The organism is Odoribacter sp. AF15-53 (assembly GCF_003479425.1).
Lineage (GTDB): Bacteria > Bacteroidota > Bacteroidia > Bacteroidales > Marinifilaceae > Butyricimonas.
Window position 1 is genome coordinate 39,902 of record NZ_QUHC01000006.1, and the last position, 15,944, is coordinate 55,845.

The following is a 15,944-nucleotide window of genomic DNA, read 5'->3' on the forward strand; positions in this document are numbered from 1 at the left end:
TCGCAAGGCATCTTAAATGGAGCTGTCTGCCAAGTCGCTCCATTTATTTTTTAATCTTTTACATAGACAACATTTTCATCAATTTTAAATTTAGGACCTCCCGTGAACGTAAGCGCATCCAGTATGGTCTTCAACGATTCATCCTTACTCAAATACCCGTTAAACGTGTAATATTTATGACAACCGGCCTCGTAAATAAATTTCACCCCATACCACCGCTCAATCTGACGGGTCACAACCTCAATATTCTCTTTATTAAACATGAACATTCCTTCCTTCCACGCGATAACGTGTTCAAGATTCACTTCGCCCACACTCAAATGGTTTGTTTGCAAATTCAAATCGGCCTGTTTGCCAGGTACCAAAACAACTCTTCGAAGAGTATCGGTCAATAGAGCGACTTCAACTTTCCCGGTAAAAAGTGTCGTGGCAATAGCTGGTTCATTCTGGTAAGCTTTTATATTAAAAGAAGTTCCCAACACCCTCGTACGGATATCGTTCGTCTCCACGATGAAAGGACGTGATGCATCCTTTGTCACCTCGAAAAAAGCTTCCCCGGTTAACTTGACAACCCGTTTCCCTTTACCAAAAAGAACGGGATACTCCAACTCGCTCTCGGAATTTAACCAGACCCGGGTACCATCGCTCAACACCAACGTGTAGAATCCACCGGTTGTAGTAATAATTTTATTTATCTCGGATTCCTCGAACACGACCGAATCTTTTTGTTCTGAATCGGAATCGTAAACAAGCCTATCCTCTTGTCCCATAACAATGGCTGTTCCCAACCGCATACTATCCTGCCGAATTTTCGTCATCCCAACTTTCTCGCCATCGGCTAAAACCAAAATAACTTTATCCTGAACCTTTGGCTCGGACACCATTTTAGCCACGTACGGTTTTCTTGTTATAACATCCCTTGAAGGCTCCATATACTTGAAAAGGAACATTCCTGCCACGAGCAAAACCGCAGCCGCACTCCCCGCCCATAGGGAATAACGCTTTATTCGTCTCTGTCGATTCCGTTTATTCAAAGAATTCAATATCCCGGCATGCAACTTCCCGTAATCGGTTGCTTGATCGTAATCCAATTTCAATTTCAAATACTCCTTTAAACTCTCATCGGAAGCCATCTTATCATAAAGTGCTTGATGTTCTTCCCCGGCTTTGATCCAGTCTTCAAACACCCTCTTCTCCTCATCCGTGGCGACACCATATTTCACCCTCAAGATAACCTGTACTATTTGATGACTTTGAAATCTATCCATTTTTACTAATATTTTATCTAAAGACACCACCAAGTATCGTTTGGTATTACACGAAAGGAAAAAAATCTATATTATTTTCTTCAATAACAGCTAAAATTATGCTTACTCCCTCACAAACAATCATCTTCTAATAATATTATTCTACTTTGAGAAACAATTTATTAACAAATAATAATGCAGACAATCATATTAGCAAATATAATACTTCTGTATAGTACACATATATAAATTTACAAGAATTCATTTAGATACGAATTGATTATATTTTGTTTCTCTTTTTCGGCAAATTGGATATACAAATAACTTTTTGTAAATTCGCCCCATTCTTAGCCATCCAATATTACAAACGGATGATTCACAGAATCGACGAAAAGAATTTTCTATGCAAGGGGACAAGGCTGTCAAAAGTAATCATTTCAATTTGGAAAGTTTCATCCGGGAACATTTTGCCTCCTTATGCGCCATTGCATTCAAACTCACGGGAAACTCCGAGACTGCACAAGATCTTGCCCAAGATGTTATTATAAAATTCTGGGAAAACAGACAGCAATACGAAAGTCTCGAATCAATCGAGAATTACCTTTTTATCATGATTCGCAACGAATCCCTGAATTATCTCCGGGGACTCGCCCGGGAAAAAAAACGCTACGAAAAAGTCTCGCTAAACAACGATCGGGAAGATTCCCTGTGGGACACGATCATAGAACAAGAAGCAAATCTACTATTAAACGAAGCAATCGCGGGCTTACCCCCACAATGTAAACGCATCGTGAACCTTTCCCTCACGGGAAAAAACACGAAAGAAATCGCGGATGAACTCGACATCGCCGTGAATACCGTCAAAGTATTAAAAAGTCGGGCCATCCATAAACTAAGAGAATACTTTTTAGAAAATGACATCTGGATCGAATTTTAAGATGATATATACTACTTAGAAAATAGTAACTTGGTATTTATTCAAGAAAGCAAATTCCTACTTTCCGGTTTTCTCTCTATCTTTGCAACGGAAAAAATGAATACATGGAAAAAACAAATATAAGAGCATACTCGCAACAGGCACTAACAGACATTCTCGTGCAACTCGGTGAGAAAGCCTTCCGAGCAAAACAAATCTGGCAATGGCTCTGGCAAAAAGGAGTCACTCGCTTCGATGACATGACCAACCTGTCAAAAGGAACCCGGGAACTTCTCGCCACGCATTTCATCCTGCAAACCGCCACACTCACCCATAAGCAAGAGAGTAGTGATGGGACAACTAAGCTCGGCTTCACCTTGCCCGACGGGAACCTGATCGAAACCGTGCTTATCCCGGGACGGGACAAGGCAACCGTGTGCGTCTCTTCACAGGTCGGGTGCAAATTGAAATGTAGTTTCTGCGCCACGGGAGGACTCGGATTCACGCGCAACCTCCTGCCGGAAGAAATATATGATCAGGTAGTAGCCGTCAAACGACTTGCCGAGGAACGAGGTATGCCGCTTTCCAACATCGTGTTCATGGGCATGGGCGAACCGCTCCTCAACTACGAGAACGTCCTGGCCGCCATTGAAAAAATAACCGCTGAAGACGGACTGGCCATGTCGCCCTACCGCCTCACGTTATCCACGTCCGGGATTATCGAGGGGATAAAACGTCTGGCTGACGACAACGTACGCTTCAACCTGGCCATCTCGCTCCATTCGGCAGTAAACACGACCCGGGATAAAATTATGCCGATCAACAAAGCCTATCCGCTCCCGAAACTAGCGGAAGCCATAAAATATTTTGTCGACAAAACAGGCACTCGCCCCACCTTCGAGTATCTATTGCTCAAAAACGTGAACGACAGCCTCGAAGACGCCAAGGCTCTCGCCGTATTCTGCCGACAATTCCCGGTAAAAATCAACATCATTGAATACAACGAGGTCGACAACGCACCTTATCATCACAGCCCCGATGCCAACAGGGACCAGTTTGTCCGTTACCTCGAAAGTAAAAACATCGTGGTAAACGTTCGTCGTAGCAAAGGAAAAGACATTGACGCGGCTTGCGGGCAACTGGCAAACAAGAATAGTTTATAAAACCCGAAAACTTTACAAACCTTATAAACTTTATGAACTTTATAAACTAAATTCCAGTAACATTCACCTGCACCCTGACGTAGTACGATAATAAACTAAACACCTTACAATCAACTCGTACTATGAAATTATTACTATTAACGATATTGCTAGTCGGGAGCAATATCATCACGGCAACGGCACAACCCGACAAAGAGATCGACAACCGGGCGATCGACTCGCTCGACCTGAAAAAGTATGTCGGTCTATGGTATGAAATCGCTCGTTTCGATCACCCGTTCGAACGAGGTCTCGTTGGGGTAACCACCCAGTACATCATCAAACCGGACGGTAATATCGAAGTCATCGGATGCGGTTACCAAGACAGTCTCCGGGGAGAGAAAAAAGAGATCGTGGGCAAAGTACGCATCCCGGACACCACCCAACCGGGAATATTACGGGTAACATACTTTCTTATCTTCAACACGGATTACCATATCCTGGAAGTCGAGAAAGATTACAGCGCCGCACTCATCGGGAGCTCACAATGCGATCATCTCTGGATCGTGAGCCGCACACCAACCCTCCCTCCCAAAAAATTAAAAGATTTGGAGCAACGGGCCAGAAGGAGAGGTTATGACACCACGGCATTGATATTTGTCCCGCACGATCAGCAACAAATTCAGGAAGAATACACGCAACTCTGACTTATTTTCCATATTTTTGACCTATCAAAGGCTCAAGAATATGGAATTACTTATACTTATCACGTGTGGAATACTCCTCGTACTCAATATCATCATCTTCGGATTATACATTCGTTCCCGTAACACGAACCCTACCCGGGATATCGCCCGGGACATTACGGAACTGGAAAAAGTGATCCGTGACGAATCACGCTATAACCGGGAAAACGATGAAAACCGCTCCCGCAAAGACCGGGAAGAACTTGCCTCATCGCTCAACAACTTCCGCACGGAACACCGGGAAGCCCTGAAAAACATCACGACACAAACCCATACCGCCATACAAGCCTTCCAGAAAAATTTTGCCGAAAACATGGAACAATTCAACCGCCTGCAACGGGAAAAATTGGGTGAACTTACCCTCCGCCAGCAAGAACTCCTGCAAAACACCGAAAAGAAACTCGAAGAAATGCGGGTCACGGTTGACGAAAAATTACAAAAAACCTTGCACGAACGCATCGGACAATCGTTCGAACTGGTCAGCAAACAACTGGAAAGCGTGCAGAAAGGTCTGGGAGAAATGCAAACTCTAGCCCAAGACGTGGGCGGCCTGAAACGGGTTCTCAGCAACGTGAAAATACGTGGAACGATCGGTGAGGTACAACTTTCCATGCTCTTGGAACAAATTCTCGCTCCCGACCAGTACGAAGCCAACGTGAAAACAAAACCCGGCTCGGACAAACTCGTCGAATTCGCCGTCAAACTACCCGGCCGGGCAGAAGGGAATGAAACCGTTTATCTCCCGATTGATGCCAAATTCCCAAAAGACGTTTACGAACAATTACTCAACGCTTATGATTCCGGAGACCTGCAACACGTGGAGGCCGCATCCCGCACCCTCGAACAAACGATCCGCAACATGGCCAAAGACATCCGGGACAAATACCTAGCCCCTCCCGGCACCACCGATTTCGGGATCATGTTTCTCCCATTTGAAAGCATATACGGGGAAGTTACCCGCCGGGCCGCCCTTCTCGAACAATTACAACAGGATTACCACGTCATCGTCACGGGACCGACCACCCTTGCGGCCATCCTGAACAGTCTGCAAATGGGTTTCCGCACACTCGCCATTCAAAAACGCAGCAGCGAGGTGTGGCGTGTTCTCGGTGGTGTAAAAGCTGAATTCGAAAAATTCGGTGGTCTTTTGGAGAAAGCCCAGAAGAATCTTCAAACCGCCAACAACCAGCTCGAAGAAGTCATGGGCAAACGCACCCGGGCCATTCAACGGCAACTTCGTTCCGTGGAAGCCTTGCCCGCGCAAGACGCCAGTCTGGACCTGCCGGAAATCACCGATGATACGGATGATTCACAAATCTAACAATACATAAATCCCACTCTTACATCTACAAATAAAGAACAAAGAAAATCCAACACGCTCTACTCGCACTTGTCCTTGGATTCAATCAAATTCACTGATAATCAAGCGTCATGTCTTATAGAGATACATATCGGTTCGCACGACAGTACTAAATGAATACCTGTTCAGTAGTTTCATGAACCTTATACGAACCCTATATAAACCCTATATGAACCCTATTATAATAAGGTTTATAAAGGATTTATATAAATGATCTATAATTTTATAAACGGTACTCCTCAAGTAGTCATAACTAATTCATCAGGAATTCTTTATTAAACAGAAATACATCTCTCGATCATTTCTTCGCACGCAATACTGATTAATAAAATTTTAATCTCAAAGTCTAAAACAAAACACCTCTTACTAGATTCTTTTCACAGTTTTTATTAGCTTTGCCCTAAGGAAGAGCAAAAACAAAAGATAACATATAATTACATGGAAACGAAGAAAAACAAAACCACCTTGCTCATCATGGCAGCAGGCATGGGTTCCCGGTTCGGAAGTCTAAAACAATTGGCACTACTCGGACCGCACAAAAAAACATTATTGCATTACTCGATCTATGATGCCGTACATGCCGGGTTCGATAAGATTGTTTTTATTATTCGCCGGAGTTTCGAGAACGAATTCAAAGAAGCTGTCGGTAAATATGCCGAAAGCCTCGTGGAAACCGTTTACTGCTTTCAGGAAATGGATCAACTACCGGGTAACCTCCCCCCCATTCAACGGGAAAAGCCCTGGGGTACGGCTCACGCCATCTGGGCGGCCAAAGATCATATCCATGAACCTTTCATCGCGATCAATGCCGACGATTTCTACGGACGTGATGCTTTCGTGAAAATGCACGATTTCATCGCGGACAACCAGGATGAAAGATGTTTCAGCCTAGCCGGATATCAACTGGCGGCAACCTTGTCCGAGAATGGAACCGTATCCAGAGGAATATGCACAGTGGATCAGGATAACTTCTTGACAAGCATCACCGAACGCACGAAAATCGGAAGAGAAGGCGACACCATCAAAGACATGAATTCTGGAGTCGTTTTACAGGGAAATGATGTTGTATCCATGAATTTCTGGGGGTTCTCACCTATTCTATTCGGGGAGATCGAGAAACAATTCGTCGATTTCTACCACAAGAACAGCGACAATCCAAAAGCCGAAATCTATATTCCTTTTGTCGTTGATGAACTCATCAAACAAAAGGCTGTAAAAGTAAAAGTATTGAACACCAGTGCGAAATGGTTCGGCGTCACGTATAAAGAAGATACCGAACTAGTCAACAACGCCTTACAAAAGTTCGACGGGGAAGGGTTGTACACGGACATGGGGCAATAAGCACAAATAAAAACGGGTAAAACAACAAAAACAACTAAGCATGGACAGACTAAAGAAAATCTACGAAATGTTCGTATCAAGCGGGGATTTTGTCTCCGCAACACCATACGGCTCTGGCCATATCAACGACACCTATCTGGTGAAAGTAGACGAGGATGTCGAGTATATCCTCCAACGAATTAACGGGAACGTCTTCAAAGATATCCCGAAACTGGTTCAAAACAAGGAACTGGTATGCGGGCATATCCGGAACCGGCTGCTCCGGCACAAGGTGAGCGACATCACCCGGAAATACATCACGTATTTCTACACGGACAAGGGAAAAGCCTATTATAAAGATTACGAGGGTAATTACTGGACGCTCTCGCTCTTTATCAAAGGTTCCAAAAGCTTTGATGTCATTCCCGATGCCCAGATCGCCTATCAGGTAGGAATCGGTTTTGGCGAATTCGAGAACCGGATAGCGGATTTCGACGCGACCCTGCTTATCGAAACCATCCCGCTTTTCCACAACGTGCCCCGACGCCAGAGGGAGTTGCGAGAAGCCTTGGCAAAGGCAGAACCTGCTCGCATCGAGGCTAGCAAGGAACTACTGGATTACTTGAAAAAATTCGATCAGGAAATGCTCGAATTGCAACAAATGAAAGACGAGGGAATCATCCCGCTCCGCGTGACACACAATGACACGAAGGCCAACAACCTCCTGTTCGACCGGAACGATCACCCGCTTTGCGTGATTGACCTAGATACCGTTATGCCGGGAATCGTGCATTACGATTTCGGTGATGCCATCCGATCCGCGTGTAACACGGCCGGGGAAGAAACCCGGAATCTTGATGAAGTCGCTTTCAACATGAGTTACTTCGAGGCTTTCACCGCCGGATTCATGGAAAAAGCAAAACAACTCTTTACCCTTAAAGAGAAAAAGACGCTGGCCCGGGGATGCACGCTGATGACCTACTTGCAAGCCGTACGCTTCCTGACGGATTACCTGGACGGGGATCATTATTACCCGATTACCTATCCCGAACACAACCTGCAACGAACAAAAGTACAGGTGAAACTATTGCAGGACATGGAGGCACACTTCGACAAGATGAACCAATTCATTTTGAATCAATGATAAAAAAATGCCGGAATTACTTCCGGCATTTTTTTATTCATCTATATATCTTGATTATTTTTTCTTATTCTTGCAGCACTCGTCTGTTTTCCCGGTCTTGGAACAACAATTGTCTCCACATTTTCCTTCACATTTACTCTCTTTCGCATCCTTGTGATCTCCACATTTACCGCTGCATTGGTGATCCCCGGCTTTGTGAGCGCATCCCCCGGCACACGTGCCGCAATCTCCTTTACATCCCTCTTTTTTGTCACAGGCCTGACCTTTCTTATCGCAAGCACAAGCGTGTCCGGCTTTAGCCCCGTCTTTACAACATTTGTGTCCTTTAATCAAATTCCCGTCTTTATCACACATTCCCAAGACTTTCACGTCATGACGCTCGATAGCAGCTCTCAACGCCGCCACGGAATTCTTGTCCATACGGTAAGAGATCAACACGGTAGAATCTTTCATGTTTAACTTGTAATCCTTGATTCCTTTCTCGAAAGGCATGTCTTTATCCAACTTAGCCTTGCAGGAAGGACAATGAATTCCCACTTTAAAAATAACCGTCGTATCTTTTTTAGCCTGGGCATTAACAGTTAAACCCATCATAACGAACACTACCAGCGTGAATAAGATTTTGATTGTTTTCATAGTAAACGTATTAATTGTTAGAAACATTGTTTTCAAAAGTAATTATTTTTTTCATTGATTATTCTTTGCGATCCAAGGCAAATCTCAGACCGATATAAAATTTACGTCCGTGAAGAGGTCCCCACACTTTAGACGAGTCGAACGTGTCGCTCCAAGGATTATGAGCGTTCACGATCGGGTTCTTTTGCGTGAAATCCCCGATATTCTCGCACCCGGCGTAAATACTCCACAAACGGAAATATTTTGTTACCTGCGCGTTCATAATCTGGAAATCATCAAAACGGGACGCAATCTTGTACTCCTCCGCGATACCACCTTGATCCGGCATCCGCCCGGAACCGTTGAACTGGGTCGTGAAATCGAATTGCCATTTCTTCAGATTCGTGAAATAAGACAGGTTCACCAATCCCTTGTAACGGCTCGTCAGCGGCGTACGCTTCAAATTCCCGTTGATCGTGCTTTTCACGTCGTTATAACGATAAGCCAACGTGGCTTCCAAGCGGGGAATTAACTCATACTTCACCTCCACCTGATAACAATTTGAATAAGACTTCCCGTCCAGATTATAGAAGTTCACCTTGTTATACGCCGTTTCGTTGTCAACCACGACTTGATCATTGAACTTGGTGTGATAATAATCAAGATTGATATTCAACGTGCGACCGAACACCTCGAACTTCCGGTTCACGTTCGCCCCGAAATTCCAAGAATCCTCCATTTTCAAGTCATCCAGCAACCCCGGATTCTTACCCAATAGCTCACCGTTCACGTAAAAGTTGGCTGCTGAAGCTAACAAATAGCTATTCTCGGCCAAAATATTCGCCGTGCGCAACCCTCTCCCGAAAGTAGCCTTGATATTGGTAAACTCATCCGGCTTGTACATGATATGAGCCCGGGGCGTCCATATACTCCCGAATATGTTATGATAGTCATAACGCAATCCCGCCATCAGGATAAAACGTTGATCCAGAAATTCTCCCGTGTACTGGAAAAAAGCCCCCGGAACACGCTCTTCCCGCTTCATGTTCACGAAATCGGTACTGAAATCATCCCCGTAGTTGAAAACCGGATCTCGAAAATCCTCGTCATACTTGTCGTAATTAAAACTTAATCCGGCGGAATACATCTGTCCCGGGTTGTTCCCGAAAATAGACTGGTAAATATAATTCACGAACAAACTCTTCTGTCCGGCATTATACATCTTCGGGCCATAGTAAGAATCCTGCGTGTGGTCGGAATAATTCACCAGAATCGCCATACTCGTGTTCTCGTACTGGGGCATCAGGTAACCTAATTTCAGGAAAGCCTCGTAACGACGGGTATCAATCCCGATCTTGTAAAGCCCGTACTTCTCGTCAACATGCGCATGTCCCCCGTGAGTCGTTTGTCCCCCGAGACGTTCCTCGTCGATAAACTTTCCCCCGAATTGCAGAAACCACGTGTCATCCTTGTATGCCCAACGATTCATCACGTTATACTGTGTTTTCTCGGGCATATCCACGAACCCGTCCTTATTCCCGTCGTGAGCCTCCTTCATCCAGTCACCGTGCAAAAGGAACATCGTGCTCCATTTGTCACTAAATTTTATACTGAAATTCGAATTCACCTCGTACATCCCCTCGTCGCTCACGAAAACATTAGCAGAAAGCAGTTCCGGATCGCGGGGTTTCTTATAATCCACGCTGATTTGCCCGGCCATGGACTCGTACCCGTTGATCACCGATCCCGTACCCTTCGACACGGAGATCGCAGACATCCAGGGTCCCGGAATATAAGTCAAACCGTACAAAGAAGCCAAACCCCGGAAATTAGGCATGTTCTCGGTCATCATCTGCACGTACTTCCCGGTAAGTCCCAATAACTGGATCTGTTTTGCCCCGGTCACCGCATCAGCGTATGAAACGTCAACCGACGCGTTCGTCTCGAAACTTTCCCCCAGATTACAACAAGCCGCTTTACACAACTCTTCCCCCGTGATCAACTGCTCGATCAACGGACGGTTCGTTGTCATCACCGTGCTTTGCTTGCGAGCCGCCACGCTCACTTCATCCAATTGCTCACCGGATCTCAAAGTACAGGTCACGAACTTATCCGTGGACTTCACGTCGATCGTGTCTGACTGGTACCCGATAAAACTAACGACTAACTTCCCTACTTTCTCCCATTTGATCTTAAATTCTCCATTGGCATCCGAAACCGCACCTTTTGAAGTTCCAACCCAATAGACATTTGCCCCGGGTAAAGCGACTTCTCCATTCTCGGTCTCTTCCATGACACGTCCTTTAATGGTTTGAGCCTGCAAGCCTATCGAGGCGAATAAACACACGATTATAAAGAGATTTCTCATATAATTTCCACAATTGATTAAATTTTAATATACACGCACAACAAGATATCAAAAAGCATTTGCTTCTTTCATGAAGGTAATTCCCACACGTACCACAAGCTATCGAATTCTCATCACACGAGAACACGAGAGGAACGACCTTCCTTTCACGGACAAAAATTTAATCAACAACGGAAAATACATAGCACCTCCAAAGGCGGAGAAGTATCTATGTATACAAAGGAAGAATTAAAAGATTTGACATTTGAATTTTCGTCACAGGCAAACAACGTCATAACATCACACGCCTGTTCCATATCATTAAACTGAATCTCGAAATGAGAGGCAGCCCAATCTCCGGACACCTTATAAAACGTATGTTCTTGCTTCGCGTTATCACAATTTTTCTTGTGAGCATTATGACACGCATGACAACAAGCACACCCATGCTGACACGGGCACGGGACATCAGCAGGAATAACCATCACGTGCAAATAAGATTCCTGACAACGATGACAGTACACCTTAGTTACATTCACTCCTACCGTACCTAATAAAAAGGTAAACAGTAATAATAGAGCCGGAATATTTAATTTTCTCTGCTTCATTGTTTGCAAAAATAAAACATTTTTCAAATACTGAACCCTCGAAATATAGCATTAACAATTTATTAACGGTTTTTTTTACCCGAAATTCCTCTTCCCGATGTAAAAAATAGAAAAAAAGTATTACTTTCGAACTTCATAAATTAAGATGTAGATTATTTATATCATTCCAACAAGCTATGAGAAAAATACTATTACTTGGACTACTTGTAGTTCTTATCGCATCCTGTAGTGAAAAGACAAATGTCGAAATTATAGGAGCAATCAAAGATGCAGCCAACACGAAAGTATACCTGGAACAAATTGATGTAAGTTCAAGGACAACAATCGATTCTACGAAAATTAACAAAAACGGGGAATTCAAATTCAAACTCAACGTTGAACTCCCGACATTCTATGCCCTAAGATTTTCTAACAACGAACAGGTCACGGTTATCGCCAGCCCGGACGAAAAACTTGAAATCAGCGGGACCTTGAACGACATCAAGAATAACTATTGGGTTGACGGTTCCGAGAACTCGTTATGGATAAAACTGCTCAATTTCCAGATTGCCCGCACAAATACCTTGACGGACTCGCTAAAAACAGCTTACCAGGCTTTCCCGAAAGAAGCCGCGTATGACGCCCAACGCCAAGAATATGCCAAGGCGTGGGAAGAAGCCGTGAATAAACAAATTAACTTTACACGGGATTTCATCATCAAACACGCGACATCCCCGGCATCTTACTATGCTCTTTATCAAAAAATTGGTGATAACATGGGAGTTATGGACGAATTCGAAGACTTGCACTACTTCAAAGTTGTAGCTTCATCTTTAACCGCCCTTTACCCCGAATCACAATACACGAAAGCCATCATGAATCATTTGAAACAAATATCCAAAGCTATCCGCAACCAACAACTGGCTGCCGTGATCAATAACACGGAAGGATCTCTACCGGATATTAATTTACCCGATGCCAACGGTAAACTCGTTTCATTGAACTCGCTCAAATCAAAACTCATCGTGCTTGATTTCGGCTTGATCACGGTCAAAGAGAGTCAGGAATACATTAACCAGATGAAAGCCGTGTACGACAAATTCAAAAACCGGGGAGTAGAAATATACATGGTATGCCTCGACAAGAGCAAGTTGTTTTGGGAAGACGCTGTAAAACAAAACAAGATCAACTGGATTTGCGTATGGGATGAAGGAGCGTTACAGAGTCGGGCTGCCGCAACCTGGAACGTGAAAACAATCCCGGCAAACTATATCATTAACCAGAAAAAAGAAATTGTCGGTAAAAACTTGTACGGAAGTCGTTTGGAAGATCGTTTGAATGACTTGTTGAAAAAATAATTATTATAGAACGAACATATCATCATGCAGGGTAAGAAGGTTTATTTTCTTTCAGACGCTCACTTGGGAGCCAAACTATTGAAAAATAATCGGGAGAGAGAAATTATGCTCGTGGAGTTCTTGCAAGGCATCAAACCGGATTGCACGGAACTTTACCTGCTTGGCGATATGTTCGATTTCTGGTTCGAGTACAAATATGTCGTACCTAAAGGACACGTGCGCTTTCTGGCAGAATTAGCCAACTTTACCGATCAGGGAATTAAAGTACATTTTTTCACAGGAAATCATGACATCTGGGCCTTTGATTACCTGGCAAAAGAATGTGGCGTTATCCTGCACACGTCCATGCTCGAAACTATGATAAACGGTAAATCTTTTCTCATCGGACACGGTGATGGCCTGAATCCGAACGATAAAGGTTACATTTTTCTGCGTAACGCATTTCACAACCGTTTCCTGCAAAAATGTTTCCGTTTCATCCATCCCGATTGGGGAATCGCCTTGGCCAACAAGTGGTCGTCCCATTCCCGCCTGAAAGAAAACGGGCAAATCGAAGCCAAGGGTTACTTGGGTGATGATAAAGAGGAAATCGTCCTGTATTGTCGTAACATCCTGAAAGAACGACACGTGGATTACTTCATTTTCGGACATCGCCATTTACCCCTCAACCTTGAACTCCAACCCGACAGTCATTACGTTAACACCGGCGACTGGATTACCCATTTCACTTATGCCATGTTTGACGGGGAAAAAGTTTCTTTAGAAAAAATAGAACGCAAGAAATAAAGTATTTCGCATTGCTTTCAACCGAAATAATCTTAACTTACATGCCTGTATGTGAAACATAAGAGCAGGTAATATGTTAGTTAAGATTTTTGGAGGTGCCGTGTACGGGATCAACGCCCTAACCATCACGATCGAGGTAAACATTCTCTGGGGAGCTAAATTCATTATCGTGGGATTACCGGACAATGCGGTAAAAGAAAGCCAACAACGTATCGATTCCGCCCTTCGGGAAATCGGGTTAAAGATACCGGGCAAACGGGTAATCATCAACATGGCCCCCGCCGACGTGAAAAAAGAAGGTTCGGCGTATGACCTGCCTATCGCTATCGGCATTCTGGCTGCCAATGAACAACTTCCTACCCCCCAACTGGATAAATATATTATCATGGGCGAACTCTCGCTGGACGGTAGCCTGCAAGCGGTAAAAGGTGTTCTTCCCATTGCCATACATGCTAAAAAAGAGGGTTTCAAGGGAATCCTCCTACCCTACCAGAATGCAAATGAAGCCGCCGTGGTTCAAGATTTCGAAGTTTATGGTTTCCACCACCTCAAAGAAGTCATTGCCTTTCTGAAACAGGAACAATCATTCTCTCCCGTGTCTTTCGACCGGGAAGCCATGAAATCATTCCCCGACAACGACCTACTCGATTTCAAAGATGTAAAAGGTCAGGAAAATGTGAAACGGGCCTTGGAAATCGCCGCTGCCGGGGGGCACAACATGATCATGATCGGTTCGCCCGGCTCCGGGAAAACCATGTTAGCCCGAAGACTTCCCACGATTCTCCCACCCATGACGATCGAAGAGGCACTGGAAACGACAAAAATACATTCCGTCGCCGGGAAAATCCAAAGCGATCATTCGTTAATCACGGCCCGCCCCTTCCGCTCGCCGCATCATACCATATCGGATATAGCCTTGATCGGTGGCGGTTCATGGCCCCAACCGGGAGAAATCTCTCTGGCACATAATGGAATTCTTTTTCTAGACGAATTGCCAGAATTTCGCAGAGCCGTACTGGAAGTCCTACGTCAACCCCTTGAAGATCGGGCTATCACGATCAGCCGGGCCAAATTTAGCGTGGAATACCCCGCCAATATCATGCTCATCGCCTCCATGAACCCGTGTCCCTGCGGCTATTACAATCATCCGACAAAGGAGTGTTCATGTCCCCCGGGGTCCGTGCAAAAATATCTTTCAAGAATTTCCGGCCCGTTACTTGATCGTATCGACATACACACAGAAGTTATTCCCGTGGAACTGGATAAGATCACAAGTTCTGCAGACAGCGAACCGAGTGCCGTAATCCGGACACGAGTTATCGAAGCCCGTGCCATCCAGACCGCACGTTTTCAAAAACATCCCGGCATCTATTGTAATGCCCAGATGACCTCTCCCTTACTAAAAAAATATTGTCCTTTGGATGATAAATGCGTGTCTCTACTCAAAATAGCCATGCAACGTTTCGGCCTTTCCGCCCGGGCCTATGACCGCATCATAAAACTATCCCGCACGATAGCCGACCTCGATCACAACGATAAAATAAAACCGGAATACATCGCCGAAGCTATTCAATACCGTAGCCTCGACCGGGAAGGATGGGGAGGATGAATAAGATAAAAGTTAAAAACTAAAAGATAAAAGTTGATTACTCCCTTAACTTTTATCTTTTAGTTTTTAACTTTTAGTTTTCTCAAACCCGGCTTAGAATATCTTCCAAGCCTTGGAAGTGATTTTTATAATCTTCGGCACTTCGGCGAATGACCTCGTAGGCCTCTTCTTTATTATACACGTGAGTAATTTCCGTACGACGTTCCTCACCCGGAAGATCCTTGTATGTCAGGAAATAGTGTCTCAAACGATCAATTACCACATGCGGTAACTCGGAAATATCATTATAGATACTGTACGTGGCGTCATGTTTCAAGACGGCAATAATCTTATCATCCGCCTCGTTCTTATCCAGCATCCTAAACCCACCGATCGGACGTACTTCCGCGATAATATCCCCGTGAGAGATTGTTTTCTCCGTTAGGACACAAATATCAAGCGGGTCGCCATCCCCGTGAATATCCGCAAGTTGCGTTTGTGCCATACAAAATTCGGCAACTAGATCACCACAATACGTCTGTGGTAAGAAACCATATAGCGCAGGAACCACGTTTGAATACTTCTGCGGACGATCTATCTTTATATACCCACTAACTTTATCCAATTCATACTTCACCGTGTCTGTCGGCACCATTTCTATAAACGCGGTAACCACAGCTGGAGCATCCGTCCCGATATCCAAACCATGCCACGGATGTGACTTGTACCTCAACCCCATCAATCGGGCAATCGGGTCATTAATTTTATTTCCCATAATTTATTTTATT

General features: G+C 44.5%; 14 protein-coding genes. 9 read left to right on the plus strand and 5 right to left on the minus strand.

The genetic code is table 11. From position 1 onward, the window contains the following. Nucleotides 1-50 precede the first annotated feature (50 nt). Entirely contained in the window at nt 51-1,268 is a 1,218-nt protein-coding gene (locus DWW52_RS13255) for a FecR family protein (protein WP_118715994.1), read from the minus strand. Nucleotides 1,269-1,650: 382 nt separating this feature from the next. Between DWW52_RS13255 and DWW52_RS13260 the strand changes: the two genes are divergently transcribed. From DWW52_RS13260 to DWW52_RS13285, 6 genes are all read left to right on the plus strand, one after another. Continuing rightward, nucleotides 1,651-2,184, plus strand: a complete 534-nt coding sequence (locus DWW52_RS13260) for an RNA polymerase sigma-70 factor (RefSeq protein ID WP_118715995.1) — start codon at nt 1,651-1,653, stop codon at nt 2,182-2,184. A gap of 104 nt (nt 2,185-2,288) precedes the next feature. Next, on the plus strand, nt 2,289-3,326 hold the full coding sequence (rlmN, locus tag DWW52_RS13265) for a 23S rRNA (adenine(2503)-C(2))-methyltransferase RlmN (RefSeq protein ID WP_118715996.1): 1,038 nt from the start codon (nt 2,289-2,291) through the stop codon (nt 3,324-3,326). 122 nt (nt 3,327-3,448) lie between these two features. Further along, nucleotides 3,449-4,012, plus strand: coding sequence for a lipocalin family protein (locus DWW52_RS13270; RefSeq protein WP_118715997.1), 564 nt, complete (start codon nt 3,449-3,451; stop codon nt 4,010-4,012). A gap of 40 nt (nt 4,013-4,052) precedes the next feature. After that, nucleotides 4,053-5,372 (plus strand): DNA recombination protein RmuC, encoded by a 1,320-nt coding sequence (locus tag DWW52_RS13275; protein WP_118715998.1) that lies wholly within the window; start codon nt 4,053-4,055, stop codon nt 5,370-5,372. Nucleotides 5,373-5,849: 477 nt separating this feature from the next. Continuing rightward, nucleotides 5,850-6,752, plus strand: coding sequence for a sugar phosphate nucleotidyltransferase (locus DWW52_RS13280; RefSeq protein WP_118715999.1), 903 nt, complete (start codon nt 5,850-5,852; stop codon nt 6,750-6,752). A gap of 40 nt (nt 6,753-6,792) precedes the next feature. Beyond that, nucleotides 6,793-7,875 (plus strand): phosphotransferase enzyme family protein, encoded by a 1,083-nt coding sequence (locus DWW52_RS13285; protein ID WP_118716000.1) that lies wholly within the window; start codon nt 6,793-6,795, stop codon nt 7,873-7,875. Nucleotides 7,876-7,929: 54 nt separating this feature from the next. On the opposite strand, the gene DWW52_RS13290 is transcribed toward DWW52_RS13285, so the two are convergent. The 3 genes from DWW52_RS13290 to DWW52_RS13300 form a co-directional block, all read right to left on the minus strand. Further along, nucleotides 7,930-8,511 carry a heavy-metal-associated domain-containing protein gene (locus DWW52_RS13290; RefSeq protein ID WP_158582595.1) on the minus strand — a complete coding sequence of 194 codons (582 nt, stop codon included), beginning with the start codon at nt 8,509-8,511 and terminating at the stop codon, nt 7,930-7,932. A 58-nt stretch (nt 8,512-8,569) separates the two neighbouring features. After that, entirely contained in the window at nt 8,570-10,858 is a 2,289-nt protein-coding gene (locus tag DWW52_RS13295; protein WP_118716002.1) for a TonB-dependent receptor, read from the minus strand. Nucleotides 10,859-11,022: 164 nt separating this feature from the next. Continuing rightward, entirely contained in the window at nt 11,023-11,445 is a 423-nt protein-coding gene (locus DWW52_RS13300) for a hypothetical protein (protein WP_118716003.1), read from the minus strand. 176 nt (nt 11,446-11,621) lie between these two features. Between DWW52_RS13300 and DWW52_RS13305 the strand changes: the two genes are divergently transcribed. The 3 genes from DWW52_RS13305 to DWW52_RS13315 all read left to right on the plus strand — a co-directional run bounded on the left by DWW52_RS13305 (nt 11,622) and on the right by DWW52_RS13315 (nt 15,177). Continuing rightward, nucleotides 11,622-12,782, plus strand: a complete 1,161-nt coding sequence (locus DWW52_RS13305) for a TlpA disulfide reductase family protein (protein WP_118716004.1) — start codon at nt 11,622-11,624, stop codon at nt 12,780-12,782. A 24-nt stretch (nt 12,783-12,806) separates the two neighbouring features. After that, nucleotides 12,807-13,568 carry a UDP-2,3-diacylglucosamine diphosphatase gene (locus DWW52_RS13310; RefSeq protein WP_118716005.1) on the plus strand — a complete coding sequence of 254 codons (762 nt, stop codon included), beginning with the start codon at nt 12,807-12,809 and terminating at the stop codon, nt 13,566-13,568. A 73-nt stretch (nt 13,569-13,641) separates the two neighbouring features. Further along, entirely contained in the window at nt 13,642-15,177 is a 1,536-nt protein-coding gene (locus tag DWW52_RS13315; protein WP_118716006.1) for a YifB family Mg chelatase-like AAA ATPase, read from the plus strand. Nucleotides 15,178-15,259: 82 nt separating this feature from the next. Here the strand turns inward: DWW52_RS13315 and DWW52_RS13320 are convergent, their stop codons facing one another. Then, complete coding sequence (locus tag DWW52_RS13320; protein WP_118716007.1) at nt 15,260-15,931, minus strand: inorganic pyrophosphatase; 672 nt, start codon at nt 15,929-15,931, stop codon at nt 15,260-15,262. Nucleotides 15,932-15,944 lie beyond the last annotated feature (13 nt).

Excerpts from the sequence above, each read along its gene's own strand:
- DWW52_RS13315 (WP_118716006.1), top strand. The coding sequence starts at position 13,642 with ATGTTAGTTAAGATTTTTGGAGGTGCCGTGTACGGGATCAACGCCCTA.
- DWW52_RS13275 (WP_118715998.1), top strand. The coding sequence starts at position 4,053 with ATGGAATTACTTATACTTATCACGTGTGGAATACTCCTCGTACTCAAT.
- DWW52_RS13280 (WP_118715999.1), top strand. The coding sequence starts at position 5,850 with ATGGAAACGAAGAAAAACAAAACCACCTTGCTCATCATGGCAGCAGGC.
- DWW52_RS13260 (WP_118715995.1), top strand. The coding sequence starts at position 1,651 with ATGCAAGGGGACAAGGCTGTCAAAAGTAATCATTTCAATTTGGAAAGT.
- DWW52_RS13305 (WP_118716004.1), top strand. The coding sequence starts at position 11,622 with ATGAGAAAAATACTATTACTTGGACTACTTGTAGTTCTTATCGCATCC.
- rlmN (WP_118715996.1), top strand. The coding sequence starts at position 2,289 with ATGGAAAAAACAAATATAAGAGCATACTCGCAACAGGCACTAACAGAC.
- DWW52_RS13300 (WP_118716003.1), bottom strand. The coding sequence starts at position 11,445 with ATGAAGCAGAGAAAATTAAATATTCCGGCTCTATTATTACTGTTTACC.
- DWW52_RS13290 (WP_158582595.1), bottom strand. The coding sequence starts at position 8,511 with ATGAAAACAATCAAAATCTTATTCACGCTGGTAGTGTTCGTTATGATG.
- DWW52_RS13285 (WP_118716000.1), top strand. The coding sequence starts at position 6,793 with ATGGACAGACTAAAGAAAATCTACGAAATGTTCGTATCAAGCGGGGAT.
- DWW52_RS13310 (WP_118716005.1), top strand. The coding sequence starts at position 12,807 with ATGCAGGGTAAGAAGGTTTATTTTCTTTCAGACGCTCACTTGGGAGCC.
- DWW52_RS13295 (WP_118716002.1), bottom strand. The coding sequence starts at position 10,858 with ATGAGAAATCTCTTTATAATCGTGTGTTTATTCGCCTCGATAGGCTTG.
- DWW52_RS13255 (WP_118715994.1), bottom strand. The coding sequence starts at position 1,268 with ATGGATAGATTTCAAAGTCATCAAATAGTACAGGTTATCTTGAGGGTG.
- DWW52_RS13320 (WP_118716007.1), bottom strand. The coding sequence starts at position 15,931 with ATGGGAAATAAAATTAATGACCCGATTGCCCGATTGATGGGGTTGAGG.
- DWW52_RS13270 (WP_118715997.1), top strand. The coding sequence starts at position 3,449 with ATGAAATTATTACTATTAACGATATTGCTAGTCGGGAGCAATATCATC.